At 73.2% G+C, this 25,050-nt stretch carries 19 protein-coding genes; 11 read left to right on the top strand and 8 right to left on the bottom strand.

Annotation, left to right across the window (positions count from 1 at the left end; translation table 11 throughout):
- Positions 1-80 precede the first annotated feature (80 nt).
- Both GSF22_RS01040 and GSF22_RS01035 read right to left on the bottom strand, forming a co-directional pair.
- Entirely contained in the window at positions 81-1,547 is a 1,467-nt protein-coding gene (locus GSF22_RS01040) for a condensation domain-containing protein (protein ID WP_208810736.1), read from the bottom strand.
- Positions 1,548-1,567: 20 nt separating this feature from the next.
- A complete protein-coding gene (locus GSF22_RS01035) occupies positions 1,568-2,977 on the bottom strand; it encodes a condensation domain-containing protein (RefSeq protein ID WP_208810734.1) in 1,410 nt (469 codons plus the stop codon).
- A 142-nt stretch (positions 2,978-3,119) separates the two neighbouring features.
- Here GSF22_RS01035 and GSF22_RS01030 point away from each other — a divergent pair, with 142 nt between their 5' ends.
- The 6 genes from GSF22_RS01030 (at position 3,120) to GSF22_RS01005 (ending at position 15,390) form a co-directional block, all read left to right on the top strand.
- Positions 3,120-8,723, top strand: a complete 5,604-nt coding sequence (locus tag GSF22_RS01030; RefSeq protein ID WP_208810732.1) for a non-ribosomal peptide synthetase/MFS transporter — start codon at positions 3,120-3,122, stop codon at positions 8,721-8,723.
- Complete coding sequence (locus GSF22_RS01025; protein WP_307803665.1) at positions 8,720-10,237, top strand: class I adenylate-forming enzyme family protein; 1,518 nt, start codon at positions 8,720-8,722, stop codon at positions 10,235-10,237. Before GSF22_RS01030 ends, GSF22_RS01025 begins: the two co-directional genes overlap by 4 nt.
- 18 nt (positions 10,238-10,255) lie before the next feature.
- A complete protein-coding gene (locus GSF22_RS01020; RefSeq protein ID WP_208810730.1) occupies positions 10,256-13,411 on the top strand; it encodes a non-ribosomal peptide synthetase in 3,156 nt (1,051 codons plus the stop codon).
- Positions 13,411-13,665, top strand: coding sequence for an acyl carrier protein (locus GSF22_RS01015; protein WP_208810728.1), 255 nt, complete (start codon positions 13,411-13,413; stop codon positions 13,663-13,665). Before GSF22_RS01020 ends, GSF22_RS01015 begins: the two co-directional genes overlap by 1 nt.
- A 232-nt stretch (positions 13,666-13,897) precedes the next feature.
- A complete protein-coding gene (locus GSF22_RS01010; RefSeq protein ID WP_307803664.1) occupies positions 13,898-14,797 on the top strand; it encodes an SDR family oxidoreductase in 900 nt (299 codons plus the stop codon).
- 68 nt (positions 14,798-14,865) lie between these two features.
- On the top strand, positions 14,866-15,390 hold the full coding sequence (locus GSF22_RS01005; protein ID WP_208810725.1) for a GNAT family N-acetyltransferase: 525 nt from the start codon (positions 14,866-14,868) through the stop codon (positions 15,388-15,390).
- Between the two features lie 99 nt (positions 15,391-15,489).
- Here the strand turns inward: GSF22_RS01005 and GSF22_RS01000 are convergent, their stop codons facing one another.
- A complete protein-coding gene (locus GSF22_RS01000; protein ID WP_208810723.1) occupies positions 15,490-16,179 on the bottom strand; it encodes a glycosyl hydrolase in 690 nt (229 codons plus the stop codon).
- Between the two features lie 311 nt (positions 16,180-16,490).
- On the opposite strand from GSF22_RS01000, the gene GSF22_RS00995 reads away from it, so the two are divergent.
- Positions 16,491-17,090 (top strand): NADAR family protein, encoded by a 600-nt coding sequence (locus GSF22_RS00995; protein ID WP_208810721.1) that lies wholly within the window; start codon positions 16,491-16,493, stop codon positions 17,088-17,090.
- Here the strand turns inward: GSF22_RS00995 and GSF22_RS00990 are convergent.
- From GSF22_RS00990 to GSF22_RS00980, 3 genes are all read right to left on the bottom strand, one after another.
- Entirely contained in the window at positions 17,083-17,916 is an 834-nt protein-coding gene (locus GSF22_RS00990) for a TlpA family protein disulfide reductase (RefSeq protein ID WP_208810719.1), read from the bottom strand. The genes GSF22_RS00995 and GSF22_RS00990 overlap by 8 nt on opposite strands.
- Positions 17,917-18,053: 137 nt before the next feature.
- The gene (locus tag GSF22_RS00985) at positions 18,054-18,647 is read right to left on the bottom strand and encodes a TetR/AcrR family transcriptional regulator (RefSeq protein WP_208810717.1); all 594 of its coding nucleotides are present in this window, start codon (positions 18,645-18,647) and stop codon (positions 18,054-18,056) included.
- 70 nt (positions 18,648-18,717) lie between these two features.
- The gene (locus GSF22_RS00980) at positions 18,718-19,368 is read right to left on the bottom strand and encodes an NAD(P)-dependent oxidoreductase (RefSeq protein WP_208810715.1); all 651 of its coding nucleotides are present in this window, start codon (positions 19,366-19,368) and stop codon (positions 18,718-18,720) included.
- Positions 19,369-19,476: 108 nt separating this feature from the next.
- Here GSF22_RS00980 and GSF22_RS34360 point away from each other — a divergent pair, with 108 nt between their 5' ends.
- Together GSF22_RS34360 and GSF22_RS00970 are read left to right on the top strand one after the other, a co-directional pair.
- On the top strand, positions 19,477-19,833 hold the full coding sequence (locus tag GSF22_RS34360) for a winged helix-turn-helix transcriptional regulator (protein ID WP_307803663.1): 357 nt from the start codon (positions 19,477-19,479) through the stop codon (positions 19,831-19,833).
- A gap of 315 nt (positions 19,834-20,148) precedes the next feature.
- Positions 20,149-20,472: a TraR/DksA family transcriptional regulator gene (locus GSF22_RS00970; protein WP_208810711.1), complete on the top strand. Its 324-nt coding sequence runs from the start codon at positions 20,149-20,151 to the stop codon at positions 20,470-20,472.
- A gap of 96 nt (positions 20,473-20,568) precedes the next feature.
- Here the strand turns inward: GSF22_RS00970 and GSF22_RS00965 are convergent, their stop codons facing one another.
- Positions 20,569-21,963 carry an MBL fold metallo-hydrolase gene (locus GSF22_RS00965; protein ID WP_208810709.1) on the bottom strand — a complete coding sequence of 465 codons (1,395 nt, stop codon included), beginning with the start codon at positions 21,961-21,963 and terminating at the stop codon, positions 20,569-20,571.
- Positions 21,964-22,239: 276 nt separating this feature from the next.
- On the opposite strand from GSF22_RS00965, the gene GSF22_RS00960 reads away from it, so the two are divergent.
- Positions 22,240-23,622 carry a rhodanese-like domain-containing protein gene (locus tag GSF22_RS00960; protein ID WP_208810707.1) on the top strand — a complete coding sequence of 461 codons (1,383 nt, stop codon included), beginning with the start codon at positions 22,240-22,242 and terminating at the stop codon, positions 23,620-23,622.
- A 96-nt stretch (positions 23,623-23,718) separates the two neighbouring features.
- Complete coding sequence (locus GSF22_RS00955; RefSeq protein ID WP_208810705.1) at positions 23,719-23,877, top strand: hypothetical protein; 159 nt, start codon at positions 23,719-23,721, stop codon at positions 23,875-23,877.
- Between the two features lie 64 nt (positions 23,878-23,941).
- Here the strand turns inward: GSF22_RS00955 and GSF22_RS00950 are convergent, their stop codons facing one another.
- Positions 23,942-24,934: a LacI family DNA-binding transcriptional regulator gene (locus GSF22_RS00950; RefSeq protein ID WP_244365711.1), complete on the bottom strand. Its 993-nt coding sequence runs from the start codon at positions 24,932-24,934 to the stop codon at positions 23,942-23,944.
- Positions 24,935-25,050: the final 116 nt, after the last annotated feature.

Genomic DNA, 25,050 nt, shown 5'->3' with positions numbered 1-25,050 from the left:
TGGGAGACAATGCCCCACTGTCGGAGAGGCCGATGTCACCGGCATGACGAGATGATCTCGATGGCGTGAACCGGCGCAGGTCAATGCCCCGGCGGCCCGGCGGCCGGGGTGGGTCGACGCCCCGACGACCCGCCGGCCGGGGCGGGTGACCACGGCCAGGGCACCGGACGGAGGGCCGCCTCGACCAGCAGCGCCTCGACGCTCCACAGCAGCCGCTCGGCCTGTTCCGCCGGCAGGTACCCGGTGTCCACCGTGACGACCAGTTCGACCGCGCCGGGCGCGTCGACGATCTGGATCCGGCAGCGCCAGACGAATCCGGCCAGCTCCTCCCGCCAGCGGAACTCCGAGCGGGCGACGGCCGCCCGCAGGGTCGCCTCGTCCGGACCGGTGTGAGCGCGGTCCGGCTCGTGCGGCAGGCGGATGTCGTTGAGGTAGCAGAACGGCGCGAGCATCCGGTGCGAGTCGTGGCCGAGTTCGGCGAAGGCCACGGCCAGCGCGTCCGGGTCGTAGTAGGCGTGCCGGTAGGCGTCCAGGGCGGCCTGCGCGGCCCGGGGCAGCAACGCGGTGAAGTCGGGCCGGTCGGAGAGGTCGATCCGGCAAATCCCGAACTGGTTGAGCTTGCTGATCGCCGTGTCGTACCGCGGTGGGAAGCGGTTGTTCGCCATCGTCACGATGCCGCAGACGTCGTGTCCGCCCAGGGCGGCGGTGACGGCGGCGGTGGCGGCCAGCAGCACCGTGGAGGTGCTCACCCCGTGCCGGGCGGCGATCGTCCGGACGGCGTCGTACACCGCCGCCGAGACCAGTGAGCCACGCCGGAACCGGGGGCCGGTCGGCTCGGGGACCGGCGTGAAGAGGCCGACGGTGAAGGTCGGGAAGTGCCGGACCCAGTACGCCACCGAGCGGTCCGAGCGTCGGCGTTCGGTCTGCTGTTCCCGCTCGGCGACGTCCAGCGACTGGAGCCCCGGCGGACCGGGTACGGACCCTCGCAGGACGAGCATCCGCAGGTCCCGCAGGACGGTCTCGGTGGCGTGGAAGTCCACCGTGGAGTGGCTGAACACCACGACGAGCTGCCGTACCCGGCCGTCGACGGTGACCAGGCCGGCCCGCAGCGGCCACTCGGTGCCGTGGTCGAAGGGCGGGTCACCGAGCTGCCCGGTCAGCAGCTCGGCGGCGGCCCGGCCGTCCGGGTCGGCCGCCGGGTCCGCCACGGCGTGCACCCGTACCGGTAGCCGGCCCCGGCCGGCCGCCTCCTGGCGTAGCTCCCCGTCGACCAGACGGACCCGGGTCCGCAACGACTCGTGCCGGCTGACCAGTGCCCCCAACGCCCGCAGGGCCCGGGGGACGTCGACGTCGGCCCTCGGAGAGACCGCCAGCACACGGCGGAGGCTGACGAACGCCTGCGGGGACCGGAACAGGTCGACGGTCAACCACACCGCCCGTTGGCCCCAGGTGACCGGGCCGGACCGGGACGATCCGCCCGCGAACTCCGCGTACGCCGGTTCCTCCTGGACCGAGCCGCTGGCGTGGATCGACCGGGGAATGAGCACCGCTCATGTTATCCGTCGGGTCAGCACGCGATCCGGTCGGTCGTCGACCACGGCCAGGGTACGTCCCGCAGCGCGGCGTCGACCAGCAGTTCCTCCAGGCCACGCAGCATCGGCTCCACCGACTCCACCGGGATGTACCGGGTGTCCACGGTGACGGTCGTCCCCACCCCGCCCGGCTCGTCCACCACGTGGGTCAGCAGGTGCCAGGAGGACGCCAGCAGCGGCGCGGTCCAGGAGAACGTGCTCCGCGTCGTCGCGGCCCGCAGGTCACGCTCCGTCACCTCGGGAACGGGTTCGGCGCCGCCGACCGCCAACCGTACGTCGTTGAAATAGTAGTGCGGCAGGAATGCCGTGGCGGGGTCGTAACCCTCGTCGTCGAATTTCTCGCGCAGGGCCTGCGGAGCGTAATAGGCGTGCCGGAGACCGTCGAGCGACGCCTGCCAGACCCGGTCCACGACGGTACCGAAGCCCGGCCGGTCGGCCAGGTCCAGCACGCAGAATCCGATCTGGCCGAGATTCGCCACGACATTCGCGTACCCGTTGCGGAACCGGTTGTGCGCCATCGGGAACAGCCCGTGGACCTGCCGGTCCGAGTGGGCGACGGCCGACGCGGTCATCCCGGCCAGCAGCACCGCGGAGACGCTGACCCGCTGGCGCGCGGCGATCAGCCGGGCGGCCAGATCCACCGCCGAGGAGACCAGCACGCCCCGGTGCAGGTGGGGGGTGAGACCCGGCCCGACCGGGGTCAACGGCTGCGCCGGCAGTCGTCGGAACTCCCGCATCCAGTAGTCGACCGACCGCTCCGAGCGGCGCCGGTCGGCCCCGTGCTGGAGCCGGGCCACGTCCACCGACTGCGGACCGGGCGGGGTGGTCAGGGCGCCGCGCAGCAGGATCAGCCGCAGGTCCCGCAGCACCACCTCGGCCGCGTGCGCATCCACCGTGGAATGGCTGAACACCACGACGATCTGGCGTACCCGGTCGTCGGTGACCACCAGCGCGACCCGCAGCGGCCACTCCTCGGCGTGGTCGAACGCGACGGCGGCGAGCCGCTCGGCGACGTCCCGGGCCGCGCCGGTGTCGTCGGTGCCCCCCGGCACGACCAGCAGCGGCAACCGGCCGGCCACCGCGGTCTCCTGACCCGGTTCACCGTCGACCGGGCGGACCCGGGTCCGTAACGCACCGTGCCGGCCCACCAGCAGGGCGACCGCCCGGGTGACGCTGCTCAGGTCGGCCCGGACCCGCTCGGACACCGCGACGGTACGCCGCAGGTTGAGAAAGGCGTGGTTCGAGCCGGAGCGGGCCGCCGCCCGCCACATCACCTGCTGGGCCCAGGTCAGCGGGGCGGTGCCGGCCGGCTCACCCTGGAACTCCGCGTGTACCAGGGTCTCCGTCGCCCACTCGGCCGGCACGACGGCGTCAGCGAATCGCATTCCCGACCCTACGATCGGCCGAAGCGTAACCGGATCGATCGTTCAGGTCCTCCACAGTGCACCGTTCAGTTGATCCAATGCGTCGTTTGCAGTCGGCAGACTACTGATTCCTGTCCGTCATCGGCGTGAGAAGGCAACCCGCGTGACCAATGTTGACGTACCAACTCGGGCTGCCCTCACACCGGAAGGGGTCATCCACCGAACTGATCGGGCACCCACGCTCTCCTTCGGCCAGGAACGGATCTGGTTCACCGAACAACTGACTCCCGGTACCGCCGCCTATATCGTCCATGCGACGTTGCGCCTGCACGGCCGGTTGGACGTCGAATTGCTGCGCACGGCGGTCGACGCCACGGCGGACCGGCACGACAGTCTGCGTATGCGGTTCACCGAGAACGACCGGGGCGAGCCGGGGGTGACGGTGCTGCCCTCGGTGCGGGTACCGGTCACCGTCACCGCCGCCCCGGACGCGGCGACCGCCGGCGATCTGGTCGCGCAGTCGGTGCGTACCCCGTTCGACCTCGGTACCGCTCCCCTGCTGCGGGTACTGGTCGTCCGGTTGGCCGACGACGACCACGTCCTGCACCTGGCCATGCACCACATCGTCAGCGACGGCTGGTCCCTGGACCTGTTGCTGGCCGAGATCGCCACGATCTACACCGCGCTGCGCGACGGTGGTCCGGTCCCGCCGGCACCCACCACGGGTTACCTGGACTACGCCGCCTGGCAGCGGGACCGGCTCGACGGGCCGGCCACCGGGGCCGGCTTCGACCACTGGACCCGGACGCTGGCCGGGGTGCCCCCGCTGGAACTGCCCACCGACCGGCCCCGGCCCGCCGTGCAGTCGTACGCCGGTGACGTGCACCGGTTCACCCTCGACGCCGAACTGACCGCCGGGCTGCGCCGGCTCGGCCGGACGCACCGGGCCACGCTCTACATGACCCTGCTCACCGGGCTGTCGGCGGTGTTGTTCCGGCACACCGGCCAGCGGGACTTCGCCATCGGTTCGCCGGTCGCCGGGCGGGTGGTACCGGAGCTGGAGAACCTGATCGGCCTCTTCGTCAACACCCTCGCGCTGCGTGCCGACCTCTCCCCCGTCGACGCGACCGGCGACGCGCCCGGCACCGAGCCCAGCTTCGGCGCGCTGCTGCGGCGGACCCGCAACACCGTGGTCCGGTCCCTGGCCCACCAGGAGATCCCGTTCGAACGGCTGGTCAAGGAACTGAACGTGACCCGGGACGTGAGCCGGGCACCGGTGTTCCAGGTGCTGTTCACCCTCCAGAACTACGCCCGGACCGGGGGCCGCTGGCCGGCCGACCTGACCGTCGGCCGGTTCGGTACCGACGCCGCCGCCGCGCGCTTCGACCTGTCGCTCTACGTCAGCGAGACCGACGACGACCTGCGCGGCATGCTGGTCTACAACACCGACCTGTTCGACGCGGCGACGGTCCGCCGGCTGGCCGGCAGCTTCGAGACGCTGCTGCGGGCGGCGGTGGCCGAACCGGACCTGCCGGTCGTCGACCTGCCGCTGATCGGGGCCACCGAACGGGACCGGGTGCTCGGTTTCGGCCGCCCCGAGGTCGGCGACACCCGTGGCGGGACGGACGGGGACACCGTCGGTGCGCCGGTGACCGGTACGGCCGCCACCCTCGCCGACCTGATCGACTGGTACGTCACCGCGACTCCTGACACGCCGGCCGTGGTCTGTGGCCCGGACACCCTGACCTACCGGGAACTGGACCGGCGGGCCAACCGGCTGGCCCACTGGTTGCGGGCCCGGGGTGTCGGGCCGGACACCCTGGTCGGGGTGCTGCTGGAGCAGTCGGTGGAGCTGGCCGCCACCCTGCTCGGGGTGCTCCGGGCCGGTGGGGCGTACCTGCCGCTGGACCCGGAGCAGCCGCCGAACCGGCTGGCCACCATGCTCGCCGACGCCCGACCGGTGGTGGTGCTGACCAGCGCCGACCTGCTCGACCGGTGCCCGCCCGGCGACCCGCCGACCTGCCTGGACCGGATCACCGACGACCTGTCCCGCTGCCCGGACACCACCCCGGAGACGGGCGTGACCGGCGGGCACCTCGCCTACGTCATCTACACCTCCGGGTCGACCGGTACCCCCAAGGGTGTGGCGGTGGCACACCGGCAGGTGCTGCGCTACCTCGACGGGGTGGCGGCCCGGTTCGGGGTGGTGCCGGCCGGCCGGTACGCGCTGATGCAGTCGATGGCGTTCGACTTCAGCGTCACGATCTTCTACCTGGCCCTGACCACCGGAGGGGTGGTACACCTGGTGCCCCGCCGGGGCACCGGGGCCGACCTCGCCGCGGAACTGCGGGCCCACCGGATCGACTACCTGAAGATCACCCCGTCGCACCTGGCCGCGCTCACCGTCGACGCCGGACCGCGCGACCTCCTGCCGGCCCGGGCGCTGATCCTCGGTGGGGAGGCGTCCGACCTGGACCGGATCGTCCCACTGGCGACGGCCGGTCCGGCCCGGGTGTTCAACCACTACGGCCCGACCGAGGCCACCGTCGGGGTGGCCACCTACGAGGTGACCGCCGACAGCGGGGCGACCGGTCCGGTACCGACCGGCCGACCGCTGCCGTACGCCCGGGTGTACCTGCTGGACGAGCGGATGCGGCCGGTACCGGTCGGGGTGGCCGGGGAGGTGTACCTCGGCGGTGACCGGCTCGCCCGGGGGTACCTGAACCGGCCCGGACTGACCGCCGAGCGGTTCGTACCCGACCCGTACGGCCCGCCCGGCGCCCGCCTCTACCGCACCGGTGACCTGGGCCGCTGGCGCGACGACGGGCAAATGATGTTCCTCGGTCGCCGGGACCACCAGGTGAAGATCCGGGGCTACCGGGTGGAACTGGGTGAGGTGGAGGCCGCCCTGCGGGACTGCCCGGGGGTGCACCAGGCCGCCGTGCTGCTGCGCGACGAGCGGCTGGTGGCGTACCTGGAACCGGTGCCCGGGGCGGAACTGCCGGCCGCCGCCGAGCTGCGCCGGCTGCTCGCCGACCGGCTGCCCGAGCACATGGTCCCGCAGCGGTACGTCCGGCTGGACCGACTGCCGTTGCAGCAGCACGGCAAGGTGGACCGGCGGGCGCTGCCCGAGCCGACCGACGACGCCCCGGCCGGGGACCGGGTACCGCCAGACGGGCCGGTGGAGACCCTGGTCGCCGGGATCTGGCAGGCCGTGCTCGGCGTGCCGGAGGTCGGCGCCACCGACGACTTCTTCGACCTGGGCGGGCACTCGCTGCTGGCCACGCAGGTGGTGGCCCGGCTGCGCCGGGAACTGCCCACCGTGGACGGGATCAGCGCGCCGACGGTCACCGTGATGGACCTGTTCCGGCACCGGACGGTACGCGAACTCGCCGGCCAGCTCACCGGGGGCGACACCGGTCCGGGTGGGCTGCTGCACGAGCTGACCCCGCCGGTACCGGCCGCCGCCCGGGTGGCGACCCTGGTCTGCGTCCCCTACGGCGGTGGCAGCGCGGTGGTGTACCAGCCGCTGGCCGACGCGTTGCCGGCCGGGTACCGGCTGCTGTCGGTGGCCGTACCCGGACACGACATCGGGCTGGCCGACGAGCCGGCACCGATCGCCGAGGTCGCCGGGGAGGTCGTCGCGGAGATCCTGGCCCGGGTGGAGGGTCCGCTGATCCTGTACGGGCACTGCGGTCCCGGCGGCGCGCTGGCGGTGGAGGTGGCCCGGCGGCTGGAGGCCGGCGGCCGGGAGCTGGTCGCGGTCTACCTGGGTGCGGTGTTCCCGTTCGGCCGCCCGGCCGGCGGCATCCTCGGGCCGCTGCTGCGGATGCGGCTGGCCGAACGGATCCGCAGCGACCGGATCTACCGGACCTGGTTGCAGGCGCAGGGCACCTCGATCGGTTCGCTGGCGCCGGACGAGGTGGCGTTCCTGATCCGGGCCATGCGGCATGACGCCCGGGTGTCCGAGGAGTACTTCACCGAACTGATGCAGCAGCGGGTGGAGCGGCTGCGGACGCCGGTCGTCTCGGTGGTCGGGGAACGCGACCGGAGCACCGACTTCCACGAGGAACGTTTCCGGGAGTGGCACTTCCTCAGCGACCGCACCGCGCTCGCGGTGATCGACGAGGGCGGGCACTACTTCCTGAAGTACCGGGCCACCGAACTGGCCGAGATCGTCACCGGCGTGCACCGGCAGCTCACCGACCCGACGTCGGCCGCCACCGACCAGCCGGACCCGGCGGCGGCCGACCGTGCCGGACCGGCCGGGGCGGGCGGCGGAGTCGACGGGCCGGACCCGGCGTGGGAGCTGGCCGGGGTCTCCGACCGACGGTCCGGCCCGGCGCGGGCACCGGACGCCCGGGACGACGGTGCGGGCTGGTCGGACGCCCCGGAGCGGACCGGGCCGAAGCCCAGCATGCGCCGGTTCGGGCTGGTCGCCGCCGGTCAGATCGTGTCCAGCATGGGCACCGCGCTGACCAACTTCGCGATCCCGCTCTGGATCTACCTGGAGACCGGCTCGCTGGCCCGGTTCGCGCTCTTCGCCGTGATCGGGCTGCTGCCCGGCCTGCTGGTCGCCCCGCTCGCCGGGGCCCTGATCGACCGGACCAGCCGGCGTCGGGTGCTGCTGCTGGCTGGTACCGCCGCCGGCGCCGGCAACGCCGCGCTGGCCGGGTTGGTGCTCACCGACCGGATCGAGATCTGGCACATCTACCTGCTGATCGGCTGGCTGTCGGTGGCGCTCGCCTTCCAACGGCTGGCCTTCGTCTCGGCGGTACCGCAGCTGGTACCGAAGCGCTTCCTGGGGCACGCCAACGGGTTGACCCAGACCGCCACCGGGATCACCCAGTTCATGGTGCCGCTGATCGCGGTCGCCCTGCTGGAGTCCATCGGACTGCACGGCATCCTGCTCATCGACGTCGCGTCGTACGTGTTCGCGATCGGGGTGCTGCTGGTCATCCGGTTCCCCCGGACGCTGGCCCTGCAACGGCGGGAGGGCATCGGCGAGGAGATCCTCGGCGGGCTGCGGTACTCGCTGCGGCGGCGGGAGTTCCGGGCCATGCTGGCCTTCTTCGCCGCGCTGAACTTCTTCCTGTTCCCGGTGCTGTACCTGCTCTCGCCGCTGGTGCTCGGCTTCGCCGACCTGGCCGAGGTGGCCCGGATCGCGCTCACCGGCGGCGTCGGCGCGGCCGTCGGGGGCCTGGTGATGCTGGTCTGGGGCGGGCCGGCCCGGTACCGGATGCGGGCGGTGCTGCTCGGCACCCTCGGCATCGCGGTCGCCTGCGTGCTCACCGGGCTGCGGCCGAGCCTGCTGGTGATCGGCGCCGGCGCGTTCGGCATGTACCTCGCGCTCGGGCTGGTCAACGGGATCTACAACACGATCGTCCAGACCAAGGTGCCGCCCCGGTTCCACGGCCGGGTGTTCGCGCTCAACCAGATGGTGGCCTGGTCGACCATGCCGCTGGGCTGGGGGGTGATCGCCCCGTTCGCCTCGACGGTGGTCGAGCCGCTGCTGCTGCCCGGCGGGGCGCTGGCGTCGACCGTGGGGGCGGTGATCGGGGTCGGTCCGGGTCGGGGCATCGGCCTGCTCTACGTGGTGTTCGGGGTGGGGATCGCGCTGACCGCGCTGGTGTCGCTGCGCACCCGGGTGCTGTCCCGGTTCGACGACGAGGTACCCGACGCGCCGCCGGACGACCTGATCGGCATCGAGGCCCGCCGCGCCCGGGTCGGCGTGGGCGGTACCCGCACGGAAGGTGACCTGGGGTGACCACCACGACGACCGGTACCGCCGCTGTGCGCCCCGTCCTGCGGACCGTGCCCGACCTGCTCGACTGGCGCCGCGAACTGCACCCGGACCGGGTGGCAGTCGAGGTGCACGGGGTGGCCACGCTGACCTTCGCCGAGTGGTCGGCCGGCGCGGAGCAGGTGGCTGCCGCCCTGCACCGGCGGGGACTACGGCCCGGCGACCGGGTCGGGCTGGTCTTCGGTGCCCGGGACTGGACGCGGTTCGCCGTCGCGTACTGCGGGGTGCTGCGGGCCGGTGCGGTGGCCGTACCACTGTCGGAGCGGCTGGCCGCCGGGCAGTTGCAGCACGCGCTGACGCACTGCGCGGCCGGGGCGGTGCTGCACGGCGACGACACCGAGCCGCCGGCCGCCCCGACCGGGACGCCCGTGTGGCCGGTCGCCGACCTGATCGCCGAGCCTACGACCGGGCCGGAGCTGCCGCCGGTACGCCCCGACGACCTGGCGCAGATCCTCTACACCTCGGGTACCACCGGCCAGCCGAAGGGCGTCGGTGCCAGTCACGCCAACCTGACCGCCGGGGCCCCGAACCATCCCCGCCGGCTGGCGCTGGGGCACTCGGAGCGGTTCCTGCACGCCTACGCCATCGGCACCAACGCCGGGCAGACGATGCTGTTCAACGCGCTCACCGCGAAGGCCGCCGCGCTCACCCTGCCCCGGTTCACCCCGGTCCGCTTCGCCCGGCTGGTCGAGGCGCCGGGCACCGGGACGCTCTTCGTGGTGCCGTCGGTGGCGATCGAGCTGCTCGACTCGGGGGCCCTGCGCGGCCGGGACCTGTCCGGGGTGCAGCTGATCGGGTCGACGGCGGCGGCGCTGCCCCCGGCGGTGGCCGCCCGGCTGGCCGAGACCTTTCCGGCCGCCACGATCGTCAACTACTACACGTCGACCGAGGCGGCGCCGGCCCAGACCACGATGATCTACGATCCGGCGCGCCGGGACGCGGTGGGCCGGCCGGTGGGCGGGCAGCTCATGGTCGGCGACGCCGACGGCAATCCGCTGCCGGCCGGGGCGACCGGTGACGTCTGGCTGCGGTCCCCGCACCCGCGCGCCTACTACCGGGACGAGGCGGCCAACCGGGCCACCTTCCGGGACGGCTGGGTACGGATGGGTGACGTCGGACGGATCGACGCCGACGGCTACCTCTACCTCACCGACCGGCACCAGGACGTGATCAAGTCCGGCGCTTTCAAGATCTCCACGTTGGAGATCGAGGCGGTCCTGCACGAGCATCCGCTGGTCGCCGAGGTGGCCGTGGTCGGCGTACCGCACCCGGTGCTCGGTTCGGTGGTGGCCGCCGCGGTGGTCCCCCGCCCGGAGGCGGCCCCCGAGGAGCTGTCCCTGTCCACGCTGCGCGGCTTCCTCGCCGGCCGGCTGGCCGACTACCAGCTCCCGGCCCGGGTGCTGCTGCTGGAGCAACTCCCCCGCAACGAGGGCGGCAAGGTGCTCAAGCGGCAGCTCGTCGGCCGGTTCGACAACTGATCCACAGAGAAGCAGAACATGGGAGAGCATGTGGGCACCGCCGAGGCGACATCCGCGCAGCACGCCGTCTGGTTCACCGAGCAGGCCGGGGTCGCCGGCACGGCGTACCACATGGCGCTGGGCGTCCGGTTCGGCGCCGGGCTGGACCGCCGGGCGCTGGTCGAGGCCTGCGCGGCGGTGGTCGAGTGGCATCCGGTGCTGGGCACCCGGGTCGTGACCGACGACGACGGGACGCCCCGGCTGGCACCGGCCCCCGGGCGGCCGGTGGTGACCGCCGGGGAACTGACCGACGACCGGGTCACCGGGGAGATCGGCCGGCGGTACGACCTGCGGGAGGGACCCCTGGCCCGGTTCACCCTGCTGACCGGCGCCGACGACCGGCACCTGCTGCTGGTCACCGCCCACCACCTGGTCTTCGACGGGATGAGCAAGGACGTCCTGGTCCGGGACCTGGCCACCGCGTACGCCGCCGCTGCCGCCGGGCAGCCGCCGGCCCGGCCGGTGCCGGTCGGCGGGTACGCCGGGCAGGCCACCGCCGAACAGGACCGGATCGCGGTCGAGTTGCCGGCGGCCCGCGAGCACTGGGCGCGGCACTGGTCCGGTCCCGGTGACGTCGTCCTGCCCGGACTGCACCGGGTACCGGCCGGCGCCGAACCGGGTGCCATCGTCGAGTTCGACCTGGACGGCACGGTCGTCGACGGGGTGGAACGGACCGCCGGCGCGCTCGGGGTGACCCGGTTCGAACTGCTCCTCGCCGCCGTGCACGCCCTGCTCGACCGGTACGGCAACCGGGGCGTCCCGGTCGGGATCGGACTGTCCACCCGGACCGCCGGCCAGCGGGACCAGATCGGGCTCTTCGTCAACGAACTGCCGGTGGCCGTGGCGGTGGCCGGCACGTTCCGGGAGCACGCGCGGGCGGTCCGGGAACGGGTCCGCGAGCTGTACCGGTTCCGGTCGGTGCCACTGGCCCACGCGGTGTCCGGGTTGCGCCCGGCGCCCGCGTCCACCCCCGTCTCCGTCGGGTACCGGCGGCGGGGCGCCGAACCGGTCTTCCCCGGCGTGGCCAGCAGCGTGGACTGGACGCTGTTCGGCGGGGCGGCCCGCAACGCGCTGCACGTGCAGATCGTGGACAGCCCGACCGGAATCACGGTGGGCCTCCAGTACAGCCCGACGGCGGTCGAGCCGGCGGCGGTGGACCGTATCGGTGGGCACCTGCGTACCCTGCTGGCCGCCGTGGTCGCCGACCCGGACCGGCCGGTGGCGGACCTGCCGGTGCTGCCCGACGACGAACGGGCCCTGGTCCTGCACACCTGGAACGACACCGCCCGGGAGTACCCGGCCGGGGTGACCGTGCCGGCCCTGTTCGCCGCGCAGGTCCGGACGGCACCGGACGCGGTCGCCGTGGTCGACGGGGAGCACACGCTGAGCTACCGGGACCTCGACGCGGCCAGCGCCCGGTTGGCCGCCCGGCTCCGGCAGCACGGGGTGCGGCCGGGCACGCTGGTCGCGGTCGCCCTCGACCGTTCCTGGCAGGCGGTGGTCACCGTGCTGGCGGTGCTGCGCTGCCGGGCCGCGTACCTGCCGGTCGACCCCGGGCACCCGGCGGCCCGGCAGGAACTGGTCCTCACCGACGCCGACCCGGTGCTGGTGGTCACCACGTCGGCGCACGCCGGCAACCTCGACCCGGCCCGGCCGGTACTGCTGCTCGACCAGTTCCCGCAGGGGCACGAGCCCTTCGCCGATGTGGACCAGCCCACCGGGCCGATGGCCGATGTCGGGTTGCCCACCGCCGACGATCCCGCCTACCTGCTCTACACCTCCGGGTCGACCGGCCGGCCGAAGGGCGCCGAGGTCCGGCACGGCGCGCTGGCGAACCTCCTGCTGGCGGTCCGGGACCTGCTGGACAGCCGGCCGGAGCACCGGTGGCTGCACCTGACCTCACTGTCGTTCGACATCTCCGCCGTGGAGGTGTTCCTGCCGCTGGTCACCGGCGGGCGGGTGGTGGTCGCCTCGGCGGTCAGCGCGTGGGACGGTGCCGGGGTGCTGCGCCTGGTACGGGCGGCCGGGGTGACCCATGTCCAGGCCACCCCGTCGGGCTGGCGGGTGCTGCTGGCCGCAGGTCTCGGTGCGGTGGCCGGTGACGGGACCGGGTCGGTGCCGCAGCCGCTGGTGGCGGTCACCGCCGGTGAGGCCCTGCCGCTCACCCTGGCCCGGGAGCTGCGGGCCCGGGTCGGCCGGCTGGTCAACGGGTACGGGCCGACGGAGGCGACCATCTACGCCACGATGGCGGACGTCCCGGCCGACCCCGACGAGGTGACCATCGGTCGGCCGCTGCCCAACGTCCGGGCGTACCTGCTCGACGACGACCGGCGACCGGTACCGGTGGGGCTGCCCGGTGAGTTGTACCTGGGCGGCGCCGGGCTGGCCGCCGGGTACCGGGGGCGTCCCGAGCTGACCGCCGAGCGGTTCGTCGCCGACCCGTTCGGCCCCGGGCGGCTCTACCGCACCGGGGACCGCTGCCGGTGGCTGCCGGACGGCCGGATCGACTTCCTCGGCCGGACCGACGACCAGGTCAAGATCCGGGGTCACCGGGTCGAGCTGGGCGAGATCACCGCACGGCTGCTGGAGCACCCGCAGGTGGCCGAGGCGGTGGTGACGGTGCTGCCCGAGGACGACGACGTCCGGCTGGTGGCCTACCTGGTGACCCGGGACGGGGCCGCCCCGGAGCCGGCCGACCTGCGGCGGCACCTGGCCGGGCACCTGCCGGCGGCCATGCTGCCGACCGACTGGGTGGTCCTGGACCGGTTGCCGGTCAACCCGAACGGCAAGGTCGACCGGGCCGCCCTGCCGGTACCGGTCCCGCCGGTCGGGCCGGTACCGTCGCCGGTGGCGGTGGACGCCACCGGGGCCGGCGCACCGGGCGCGGACCCGGCGGCCGAAGCCGACCCGGTGATCGAGGAGTTGCGGGTGATCTGGCAGGACGTGCTGCGGATCCCCGACATCGGGGTGCACGAGGACCTGTTCGACCTGGGTGGCCACTCACTGACCATCACCCGGATCAGTGGTCGGATCCAGCAGCGGCTCGGTGTCGAGGTGCCGCTGGACGCCTTCTTCGACACTCCGACGATCGCCGAGATCGCCGAGATCGTCCGACAGTCCGGAAAGGATTTCTGATGGGTGACACCGAGCTGCGCCGGCGGGTGGCGGAACTGGTCAGCGAGGCCACCGGGGGTGAGGTGCCGGTCGCCGACGTACTCGGCGGCGGGTCGATGATCGCGCTCGGCCTCGACTCGCTCGGCCTGCTGCGGCTGGTGGACGCGATCGAGCTGGAGTACGGCGTCGAGGTCGAGTTCCAGGGGACCGGGCGCCGGCTGGACACCGTGGACGACCTCGTCGCGGTGCTCGACGCCGCCCAGCCCGCCGCCTAGGGCGCGATCATGGAGTTGTGGTGCCCGGTTGACGGGGTAATCAGGGGATCTGTCCCCCACCACAACTCCATGATCGGCAGGTCGGTCAGCGGACCGTGGCCTGCGAACGGTCTGCCGGCCCATCCCGGGGCGCTGCCGCCCGGTCGGAACAATTGGTGCGATGTGCCCGATTAGCCGACCCGCCTCAGGGAAAGTTCCCCATCCAGGGAGCCAGACCGAGGAGGACCGGAAAGTGGTCGACAAGCAGCACGAACAGCAGGACCCGCAGCAGCAGTACCGCACCCCGGACGAGCAGCACGGCGAGCAGCAGCCGCACCCGGGCCACACCCGCGCGATGGAGGCGCGGCCCGACCACGGCGAGGACAGCTACCGGGGCAGCGGACGCCTGGACGGGCGGCGGGCGGTGATCACCGGTGGCGACTCGGGGATCGGCCGTGCGGTGGCCGTCGCCTTCGCCCGGGAGGGCGCCGACGTGCTCCTCTCCTACCTGCCCGAGGAGGAGGACGACGCCCAGGAGACGGCGCGCCTGGTCCAGAAGGCCGGCCGCACGGCGGTGACCGTGCCGGGTGACGTCCGCGAGGAGACCCACTGCCAGGAGATCGTCCGACGGGCGGTGCAAGACCTCGGCGGGCTCGACATCCTGGTCAACAACGCGGCCTACCAGATGTCCCAGCCGGGCGGCATCACCGACATCAGCACCGAGCAGTTCGACCGGGTGATGCGGACCAACCTGTACGCCATGTTCTGGCTCTGCAAGGCGGCCGTACCGCACCTGACGCCCGGATCCGTCATCATCAACACCGCCTCCATCCAGGCGTACCAGCCCTCCCCCGACCTGCTCGACTACGCCACCACCAAGGCCGGCATCGTCAACTTCACGAAAGGGCTCGCGGAGAACCTGGCGGGGCGGGGCATCCGGGTCAACTGCGTGGCCCCGGGCCCGATCTGGACCCCGCTGATCCCGGCCACCATGCCCGGCGAGAAGGTCGACTCGTTCGGCGCGGATACCCCGCTCGGGCGGGCCGGACAGCCGGCCGAACTGGCACCCGCGTACGTCTTCTTCGCCTCCCAGGAGTCCAGCTACGTCACCGGCGAGGTGCTCGGGGTGACCGGCGGCAAGCTGCTGCCGTGACGGGCGCGTCGGCGGCCGGTACCGGGTCCGGGCCCCGGCCGCCCGCCCCGGCCTGGCAGGATCGGGGCGTGCGTGCGACCCGACTCGTCACCATCGCGGACGCCCCGGCCCTGGCCGACCTGCTCACCGCCAACCGCGAGTTCCTGGCCCCCTGGGACCCGGTCCGCCCGGACGAGTACTTCACCGTCGAGGGGCAGCGCGCCGGTATCCGGGCGGTCCTCGACCGGTACGCCCAGGGCAGCGCGCTGCCGCACGTCATCCTCGACGGGTCCGGCACGGTCGTCGGGCGGATCACGCTCAACGAGGTCGTACGCGGTCCCTTCCAGTCGGCCACCATGGGGTACTGGGTCAGCGCCACCCACAACGGTCGCGGGCTGGCCACCGCAGCGGTGGCCGGGATCAAGCGGATCGCCTTCGCGGAGTGGGGGCTGCACCGGATCGAGGCCGGCACCCTGGTGCACAACGTGCGGTCGCAGCGGGTCCTCGAACGCAACGGCTTCGTCCGGTTCGGTCTGGCCCCCGCGTACCTGAACATCGCCGGGCGCTGGCAGGACCACATCCTGTACCAGGTGCTCAACGACGGCGACCGGTGAGACGGAACGGTCCGACGCCGACCGTCGCGGGCGGCGCCGGACAGACCGTGGCGGGCGCCCGGACCGCCGGCACCGCCGACGGTCCGGACCTCTGCGGGACTACCAGGTGCCCGTGTCGGGAAGCTGGTCGATGGAGATGGTCCTCGGGTCGACCATCGCCGTCCGCCACAGCGACGCGACGTCCTTGCCGCTGCCGGTCCAGTCCCGGGACGCCCAGACCACGAAGTAGGACCAGGCCGGTTCGGTGGCCGGGTTGAGCGGGCTGAAGGTCTCCGCGACCGCCACCGTCTTGTCGCTGCCCACGCTGGTGCAGATGTGGTGGTCGTTCCAGCTCTGGTAGTTGTCGGAGGTGACCAGGTCGGCGTAGCTGTCACCCGGGTACCAGGAGGCCAGCGAGGTGCTCTGGCCGCTGGCCATGCCGTTGAACACCCAGACCAGGTTGTGCACGCCGAGCGCCTGGGCCCGCTGGAACATCAGCCGCCAGAGCTGCTTGTACGCGTCCGACCCCTTCCGGGCCCACCACATGTAGTTGTTGTTGGCCTCGTGCAGCGGCCGGAACAGGACCGGGATGCCGGCGTCGCCGAGCTTCTTCATCTCCCGCAGTACCAGGTCGATGTCCTGGTACAGCTTGGACGACGGGTTGTTCAGGTCCGGTACGAAGTCGCAGTTGGTCGCGTAGTTGCCACCCCGGGGGCAGTACCAGTGCCACTGGAACGACACGATGCCCCGGTGGGTGCGGTACCAGTCGATCACGCTCTGCGTCTCGATCCGCCCGTTGGTGTACTCCATCAGGTCGACGGCGACGATGGCCGGGGTACCGCCCGGTCAGCTGCTTCACCCGGTCGGCGTCCGGCGCGTCGGTCTGCCCGCTGACGTAGGAGTGGGTCTTCAGGTAGCAGAGCAGGTTGCGGGCCTTGGAGTTCGCGCCGGTGTCGGCCGGGGACTGCCCACATCGAGGTGCACGTCGCCGACACCCGGCAGGCGGTGACCCTCTACAACGAACTGGCCGGGCACAGGTCGGTGGGCGGGCTGTTCCACTCCACCTGTTGACCCGGGAAACCCGGTGGTGGCGCGGTGGTACCCGTGACACGCTCTGCGGCGTGTCCGACCACCGCACCCCGCCCACCGACCGCCCGCCCACCGACCTCGACGACCTGCGCGCACGGCTCGCCGCCGGCAACCGGATCCGGTACCTGTTCTTCTGGGGGCACCGACCGCAGCGGGACGGGAGCGTCGGACCGGGTTGCCTGAGCCAGTGGTGGCCGGCGCCGTTCGTGGTGGACGGGGTCCGGTACGCCACCGCCGAGCACTACATGATGGCCGGCAAGGCCCGCCTCTTCGCCGACGGACCGGCGGTCGACCGGATCCTGGCGGCGCCGGACCCGGGGGCCGCCAAGGCCCTGGGCCGACGGGTCCGGGGTTTCGACGAGCAGGTCTGGGTGGCGCACCGGTTCGACCTGGTCGTGGCCGCGAACGTCGCCAAGTTCGACCAGCACCCGGATCTGGGCGCCTTCCTGGCCGCCACCGAGGGCCGGGTGCTGGTCGAAGCGAGTCCGGTCGACCGGATCTGGGGCATCGGTCTGGCGGCGGACGATCCCCGGGCCAGCGATCCGGAGCGCTGGCGGGGGCTGAACCTGCTCGGCTTCGCACTCATGCGGGCCCGCACCCGGCTCGCGGCCGGAGCGCCCCCGATCAGCTGAGCAGCCCCACCACTGCGGCGGTCACCCCGGCCAGGGTGACCGCCGCAGCGACGCCCCGCCAGTCCGTGGGCAGCCAGCCGAACAGCCGGGACAGACGCCCGAGGACGGCCAACGGCGGGGCGGCCCGCCAGACGTCGCGTTCGACCCGGGGGCCGGCGAACCGCACCACCGCCGGCAGGTGCCCGACGGCGCGCATGAGCGGACCGACCATCGCCCGGCTCCGCCGCCGCGCCGGCCCCGGGCCGGCGACCTGTCCCGCCAGCGCGGCGCGCAGGCCACGTTCGTCGTTGGCCCAGTGCGCCCGGTACCGGATGATCCCGGCGGGATCCAGCAGGTACGCCGAATTGGGCTTCGGGGTCAACGCCCGGTGCAGCCGACCGTCGATGTCGTCGACGGCCACCTCGAACGTCAGCCCGTGGTGCCGGCGCAGTTCGACCGCGTGGGACCACTTCTCGGCGAAGGTACCGGGTTGACCGAAGCGGTCCCCGGGGTGCGCCTCTCGGGTGTTCACCAGCACGAAGCGGACCCGGGTGCCGAACTCGGCGGACAGTCGCCGGAGCACCGGGCCGGCGCTCTCGGTGACCGGGCAGGTACGCGACCCGAAGACCAGCAGTACGGGCAATGCCCCCAGGTCGGCACTGCGGAACCGGCCGCCGTCGAGCGTCGGCAGGTCGAAGGCCGGCACCGGGTCGCCGGGGCCGGGCGCCCGCCGGCCGAAGGTCAGGTCGTCGACGAGCAGGGCGGTACGGAACCGGTCGAACCGGTAGCCGGACGCGTCCGGTTCGGCGGCCCCGGCCGGGGTGGCCGGCAGATGTCGCGTGGTCATGGTGTTCTCCAGATCGTTCAGTTGACTAAATGGTCAAGTCGACGGGCAGCGCACGGCGGTCCGGCCGCGGGATCGAACGCCGGTCAGGTACCGCGACGGATTCCGTCCGGCCACCTGACCGGCGCCGATCCACCCGCTCAGGCCGGGAGGCCCAGCAGCATCCGCACTCCGCCCCGGGCCCGTCCGGCCAGCTCCGGCCGGTCGTACGCCCTGGCCATGGTGGCCATGCCCTGGAGGTGGGCCAGGATGTGCACGGCCACTTCGTCCGCGTCCACCGCCGGACCGACGTCCCCCCGCCCCCTGGCCTCCCGCACCGCCTCGACGAAGTACCGCGCCCAGGCGTCCATGATCCGGACGATCCGGGTCCGCATCTCCCCGTCGCGGGAGGACACCTCGGCGGCGAGGTTGCCGAGCGGGCAACCCGGGGTGGCCCCCATCCGCTCGCGCATCAGCGCCAGCATCCCGGCGTAGCCGTCGACGAACCGGTCGATCCGGACCAGGGGCGGGACGTCGTCACCGAACGCCTCCTCCAGCAACGCGCGCATCAGCGCCCAGTTGGCGTCGAGCACCGCCACCCCGAGCGCGTCCTTGGACGGAAAGAAGTGGTAGAGGCTTCCCTTGTGGACGCCGGCGGCGGCACAGATCTCCTCGACGCTCACCTGCGCCATCGATGCGCCGTGCACCAGGTCCCGGGCGACCCGCACGATGCGCTCCCGGGTGTCCCTCGCCATCCGCTCCACCGCCCCTGTTGACTGCCTGGTCAAGAACCTAGCCGCTCTTGACCAGACGGTCAACAAGGGCTCACCACCCCACGGCGACCAGGGTGCGGTGGTGGCGGGGCGAGTCGATCTCGTCCACCACCGCCACCGCGAGGTCCGCATAGGAGAAGGCCGCCGGGTCCGGGCCACCGGAGAGCAGCTGGTGACCGCCGGTGCGGTACCGGCCCGTGCGCGGTGCCGCGTCGTCGAGCAGCACCGGCGGTGGGGCGAGCACCACCCAGTCGACGCCGACCGCGCCGCGCAGGACGTCGAGCTGCGCCGCGTGCCCCCGCGAGAAGGCCCGACCCTCGGCCGGGAAGCCCGGCGCGTCGTGCACCGCCACCCCGGGCGCGGTCTCCAACACCGTGCCGATGCCGATCACCACCAGTCGGTTCACCCCCGCGACCGGGAGACCCTCGACCAGGGCACGGCCGGCGACCGGGAAGAAGGAGTCCGCCGGTACGTCCGTCCGGGCCGCCGCGTGGACCACCGCCCGGTGCCCGGCGGAGAGCCGGGCCACGTCCCCGACCGAGGTGATGTCCCCTTCGGCCACGGTGACCGCCGGAGCGGCCAGGTCCCGATGCCGGACCGCGTCCCGCACCACGGCCGTCACCCGGTGGCCCCGGGAAACCGCCTCCGCGACGACCTGTCGACCGGCCCGACCGCCGGCACCGAACACGATGATGCTGTCCATTCCTGCTCCGTCCACCTCCGGCCAGTCCGTACCGCTGGCCGCTGCGGGGGGACGGTAGACGGCGGTGCCCCGGTTACCGCAACGATAGTGGCGGATACCGTGGCGGACGTGGAGCAACCGTTGGACGCGGACCTGTTCGCCAACTGCCGGGGCGACCGCCCACTGATCCGGATCGGTGGACGCTGGACCGGCCGGATCCTGCGCTGCCTCCGGGACGGGCCACGCCGGTTCTCGGAACTCGTCCCGCCGCTGGTCGGCGTCACTCCGAAGGTGCTCACCGAGTCGCTGCGGGCGATGCAGCGCGACGGGCTGGTCCAGCGCACCGACCACGGGGGCATGCCGCCCCGGGTGGAGTACGAACTGACCCCGCTCGGTCGTAGCCTGCTCGCACCGATGGCGGTCTGCTGCACGTGGACGGAGCAGCACCTGACCGACATCCGGGACGCCCGCGAAGCGTACGAATGACGGTCGTCCCACTTTTCCACTGGGATTCCCGGCCGGAGCAGCATATGGTGGCCGGATGCGCACGCTACGCCAGCAGGTCCACGACGCCGTCCGGGTGACGGCGGCGCCTGCTGCTGCCCGGCGGAGCGCACTGCTCCCGGCCACACCGGCCGTCCGCGTCGCAGGGTCCGCGCACCCGCAGCCCACCTCGGCGTACGGGCTGCCGAGCCCGGCCCCTGCCGGTCGTGGCCCTCCGCTCATCCCATGAGACCAGCGGAACGGCCACCAGGGCGGAGCTCGACAGCTCCGGCCTTTTTCTTTTTCCAGGAGACCCCGATGAGCACCGAAATCCACGACAGCGCCCGGCAGGACTGGCTCGACGAGCTGCGGACGACGTTGACCAGCGAGTTCGCGGCACAGACCGCCCGGTTGACGGAACTCACCGCGGACACCGGCGACCCGGCCGAGGACCACACCCGGGCCCCGATGATCGCGGCGACCCGGCAGAGCCTGGAGCAGATCACCGGGGCGCTCACCCGCCTCGCCGACGGCCGCTACGGCGTCTGCGAGAAGTGCGGCAGGGACATCCCCCGGGAACGCCTGGAGGTGCTGCCCCATGCCCGCTTCTGCGTACCCTGCCAGCAGAAGCACGCCCGCTGACGAGGGCCCGGGCTGCCGTGCCACCGACGGCGCGGCAGCCCGGTCGGCCTTCCACCGTCCCGCCGAGCGAGGACGTCGACGAGCTGCAACGACAGGTCAGTCCGCCATCGGGACACCGGCTGCCCGGGCCCGCTCGAACCGGTCGTCGATGACGGTCACCTCGCGGCCGGCGTTGGCCAGCAGCGACGCGGCAGCGGTGGCCCGGTAACCGGAGCCGCAGTGCACCCAGACGGTGCCGGCGGGTACGTCGGCCAGCCGGCCGGGCAGGTCGGGCAGCGGGATGTGCACCGCGCCGTCGACGTGCCCGGTCCGCCACTCGTTGGTCATCCGGACGTCGAGCACCACGTCGGGTGCGGCCAGACCGGCGGGGACGCGGCCCGCGCGGGCGGCGGCCAGCGCCGGGAAGTCCGCCGTGGCCAGCTCACGTAGCTGGTTGCGGTCGGCCGCCCACTGCTCCACCTCACCCGTGGCCCGGGCGGCCGGCCGGTCGATGCCGATCCGCACCAGCTCCCGTTGGGCGTCGGCGACCTGCTCCGGGGTCGCGGCCAGCAGGGTGAGCGGTGCACCCCAGTCGATCAGCCAGCCGAGCCAGGTGGACATCGGGCCGTCCAGGCCGAGGCTGACCGTACCGGCGAGGTGCGCGGTCGCGTACGCCTTGCGGTTGCGCAGGTCGACCACCCACTCCCCGGCGGCGATCCGTCGCCGGAGTTCGGCCGCGTCGGCCCGGGCCACCGGGGTGAGGTCGACCGGTGCCGGGCCTGCCGCGTTGATCACGCCCATGTGCGCGTAGTACGCCGGGTAGGCGTCCAGTCCGGCCAGGGTCTCGGTGACGAAGTCGTCCGCGGCGAGCCGGAGCACCGGGTTGGCCTGCCGTTCCCGGCCGATCGTCGACTCGGGCGCGTCGGCCTGGGTGGCCGAGCAGAAGCTGCCGAAGCCGTGCGTGGGCCAGACCTGCGCGCCGTCCGGCAGCAGGTCGGCCAGCCGGGCGGCCGAGGCGTGCTGGTGGTGGGCCAGTTCGTGGGCGTACTGCTGGCCGAGCAGGTCGGTACGGCCGGTCGTGCCGTACAGCAGGGACCCACCGGTGAACACCCCGACCGGGTCCCAACCGCCCGCACCGCGCTCGTCGAGGACGTAGGACAGGTGGTGGAAGGTGTGCCCCGGGGTGGCGACCGCGCGGAGCCGCATCGTCTCCGAGACGGGTACCAGGTCGCCGTCGGAGACCGGCACCCGGTCGAACGCGACATCGTCGGCACCGGCCACCAGATGGTACGCACCGGTCAGCCGGGCCAGTTCCCGGCCACCGGAGACGTAGTCGTTGTGCAGGTGGGTCTCCAGCACATGGGTGACGGGTACCCCCTCGGCGCCCGCCAGGTACAGGATCCGGTCGGTGTCGCGCTGGGGGTCCACCACGATCCCCACCCGGCCGTCGGTGGCCAGGTAGCTGCGGTCACCGAGCGAGGAGGTGGTGATGACGAACACCTCGACGGTCACGGGCACTCCTCTCGTCAGCCGGCCTGGCCGGTAGAGGCGGTCGGACAGGTCCCCGACGGACAGCCGGCCGCCACCTGCGGGCAGGGCCGATTACCCGCCCGCACCGCCGGTACGCGGGGCGGTGGGGCGACACCTCGCCACCAGATACCCCTAGGGGTATAGTCGACCCCGAACCCGATGGACCGTTCCGGCCGACCGCCGGGCGGAATATACCCCCGGGGGTATGCGCTACAGTCATTGCACCGCCCGACATGACCACCCAAGGAGGCACCCGCCATGCTGTTCACCCAGTACTACCTGGACTGCCTGTCCCAGGCGTCGTACCTGATCGCCGACGAGACCACCCGCCGGGCGGTACTGGTCGACCCACGGCGCGACATCGGCGAGTACCTCGCCGACGCGCGGACCCGGGGGCTGACCATCGAGGGCGTCATCAACACCCACTTCCACGCCGACTTCCTCGCCGGCCACCTCGAGGTCGCCGCCGCGACCGGGGCCTGGATCGGCTACGGCCGACGCGCCGAGACCGAGTACCCGATCCGCAAGCTCACCGACGGTGAGCGGATCAGTCTCGGCGACGTCACGCTGAAGATCATGGAGACGCCGGGCCACACCCCGGAGTCGATCAGCATCCTGGTCCACGAGCACGCCGCCGACCCGGTCCCCTACGGCGTACTGACCGGCGACGCCCTGTTCATCGGCGACGTGGGGCGGCCCGACCTGCTCGCCTCCCTCGGCGTCACCGCCGACGAACTGGGGTCCATGCTCTACCACAGCGTGCAGCACAAGCTGATGGCGCTGCCCGACGAGGTGCGCGTCTTCCCCGCCCACGGGGCCGGCTCGGCCTGCGGCAAGAACCTCTCCACGGAACGGCAGTCCACCATCGGCGAGCAGCGTCGCACCAACTACGCCTGCGCCCCGATGAGCGAGGCCGAGTTCGTCGCCCTGGTCACCGGCGGCCAGCCGGCCGCGCCCGGGTACTTCGCCTTCGACGCGGTGCTCAACCGTAAGGCCCGCGAACTGTTCGACCACGACCGGACGGCCCGCCCCCTCGACCCCACCGCGTTCCTCGCCGCGCGGGCCGACGGTGCCGTCGTGGTCGACACCCGTGACCCGCAGGAGTTCGCCGCCGGGCACCTGCGCGGTGCGATCAACATCCCGGCCGACGGCCGGTTCGCCGAGACCGCCGGCAGCGTGGTCGCACCGGACCGCCAGGTGCTCGTCGTCGCGCCCGCCGGCCGGGAGGAGGAGATCGTGGTACGCCTCGCCCGGATCGGCTTCGACCGGGTGACCGGGTACCTCCGCGACCCGGAGGACGCCTTCCGGGGGCTGCCCGCCGAGCTGACCCAGGCCAGTCGGCTCACCGCCGCCGCGCTGCGCGAGGCTCTGGACAGCGACGCGCCGCCGGTCGTCCTCGACGTCCGCAACAGCGGTGAACGGGAGGGCGGGGCGGTCGACGGTTCGCTGCACGTCCCGCTCGCCGAGCTGACCCGGCGACTCGACCAGGTCCCCGCCGACCGTCCGGTCGTGGTGCACTGCGCCGGTGGCTACCGCTCCTCGGTCGCGGCCAGCCTGCTCCGGCACCACGGCCGGTCGGACGTCTCCGACCTGCTCGGCGGGTACGCCGCCTGGCAGGCCAGCCACGCCCCGGCGGCCTGAGCAGCCACCGGCCGACGCGGACGGGTGGTTTCCGCCGGACGGGGCCGGGAAGCCAACACCGGTGACCGGAGGGTCACGCCGACCAGGGAGGTGGAGATGACTGACCGTCAGGAGCTTCACGAACTGCGCCAGCGCGCCCACGACGCCGGTATCGAGGGCAACTCGAAGATGAGCGAGCAGCAGTTGCGGGCGGCGTTGCAGAAGATCGACCAGGGCATGTCGCCGCAGCGTGCCAAGCAGGAAACCCGGCGATAGGCGGTACGCCCGTCGCCGCCCGTCCCGGTCGTCCGACCGGGACGGGCGGCGGACCGTGCGCCGGTCAGCCCTTCCGGGGGCCGCTGCTGTCCCGGACCACCAGGGTCGGCTCGACCTGCGGTCGCATCCGACGACCGTCGGAGCCGTCGGCGTCCAGCAACTCCAGCAGTACGCCCACGCAGCGGCGACCGACCTCGTCGAAGTCCTGCCGCACCGTGGTCAACGGCGGTGAGAAGTACTCCGCCTCGGGGATGTCGTCGAAGCCCACCACACTGATGTCCTCGGGCACCCGCACACCGTGCTGGTGCAACGCCCGCAGCAGGCCGAGCGCCTGGTGGTCGTTGGCGCAGAAGACCGCCGACACGTCGTCCCGGTCCACCAGCGACCGGCCGACCTCGTAGCCCGCCCGGGGACTCCAGTCCCCGACGATCACCGGCGGGACCCGACGGCCGGCGCTCTCCAGGGCCAGCCGCCACCCGTCGACCCGGTCCCGGGCCTCCAACCAGTCGCGCGGGCCGGCGACGTGCCACACCGTCTCGTGCCCCAGGTCGAGCAGGTGCTCCACCGCCAGCCGGGCCCCGGTCACCTGGTCGACCGAAATGGTCGGCAGCTCACCGGCACTGCCCGACTCGACCACCACCGCGGGTACCCCGGTGGGCAGGCCGTGCACGGCGACCGCGGCGGTCATCATCGGGGCGATGAGCACCACCCCGGCCACGGACTGTTCGGTCAGCGCGTCGATCGCGGCCATCACCCCGGCCCGGTCGAGCTGCTCCAGGGCCACGATGTTGATGCCGTAGCCGGCGGCGCGGGCGGCCCGCTCGACCCCGAGCAGGGTGGCGGCCGGCCCGTAGAGGATGGTGTCGAAGCTGACCACGCCGATCACCCGGGACCGCCGCCCGGCCAGCCCCCGGGCCAACGCGTTGGGCCGGTAGTTGAGCTGGTGCACGGCGCGCAGCACCCGCTCCCGGGTCTCCTGCCGCACGCTCGGGTGGTTGTTCAGCACCCGGGACACGGTCTGGTGGGAGACCCCGGCGAGCCGCGCGACGTCACTCATCACGGCGGCCCGTGCAGCCGGCTGCTGACCCATGACACTCCCCTCGTGGTCGTCCCCGGTCCGCCGTGACCCCCGGCGGACCGGTGACGCGCTGCCCGGACGGCGTGGTCGGCGTC

The sequence above is a fragment of the Micromonospora echinofusca genome (assembly GCF_017614955.1).
Taxonomy (GTDB): Bacteria; Actinomycetota; Actinomycetes; order Mycobacteriales; family Micromonosporaceae; genus Micromonospora; species Micromonospora echinofusca_A.
This window is presented reverse-complemented; position numbering and strand designations above follow the sequence as displayed.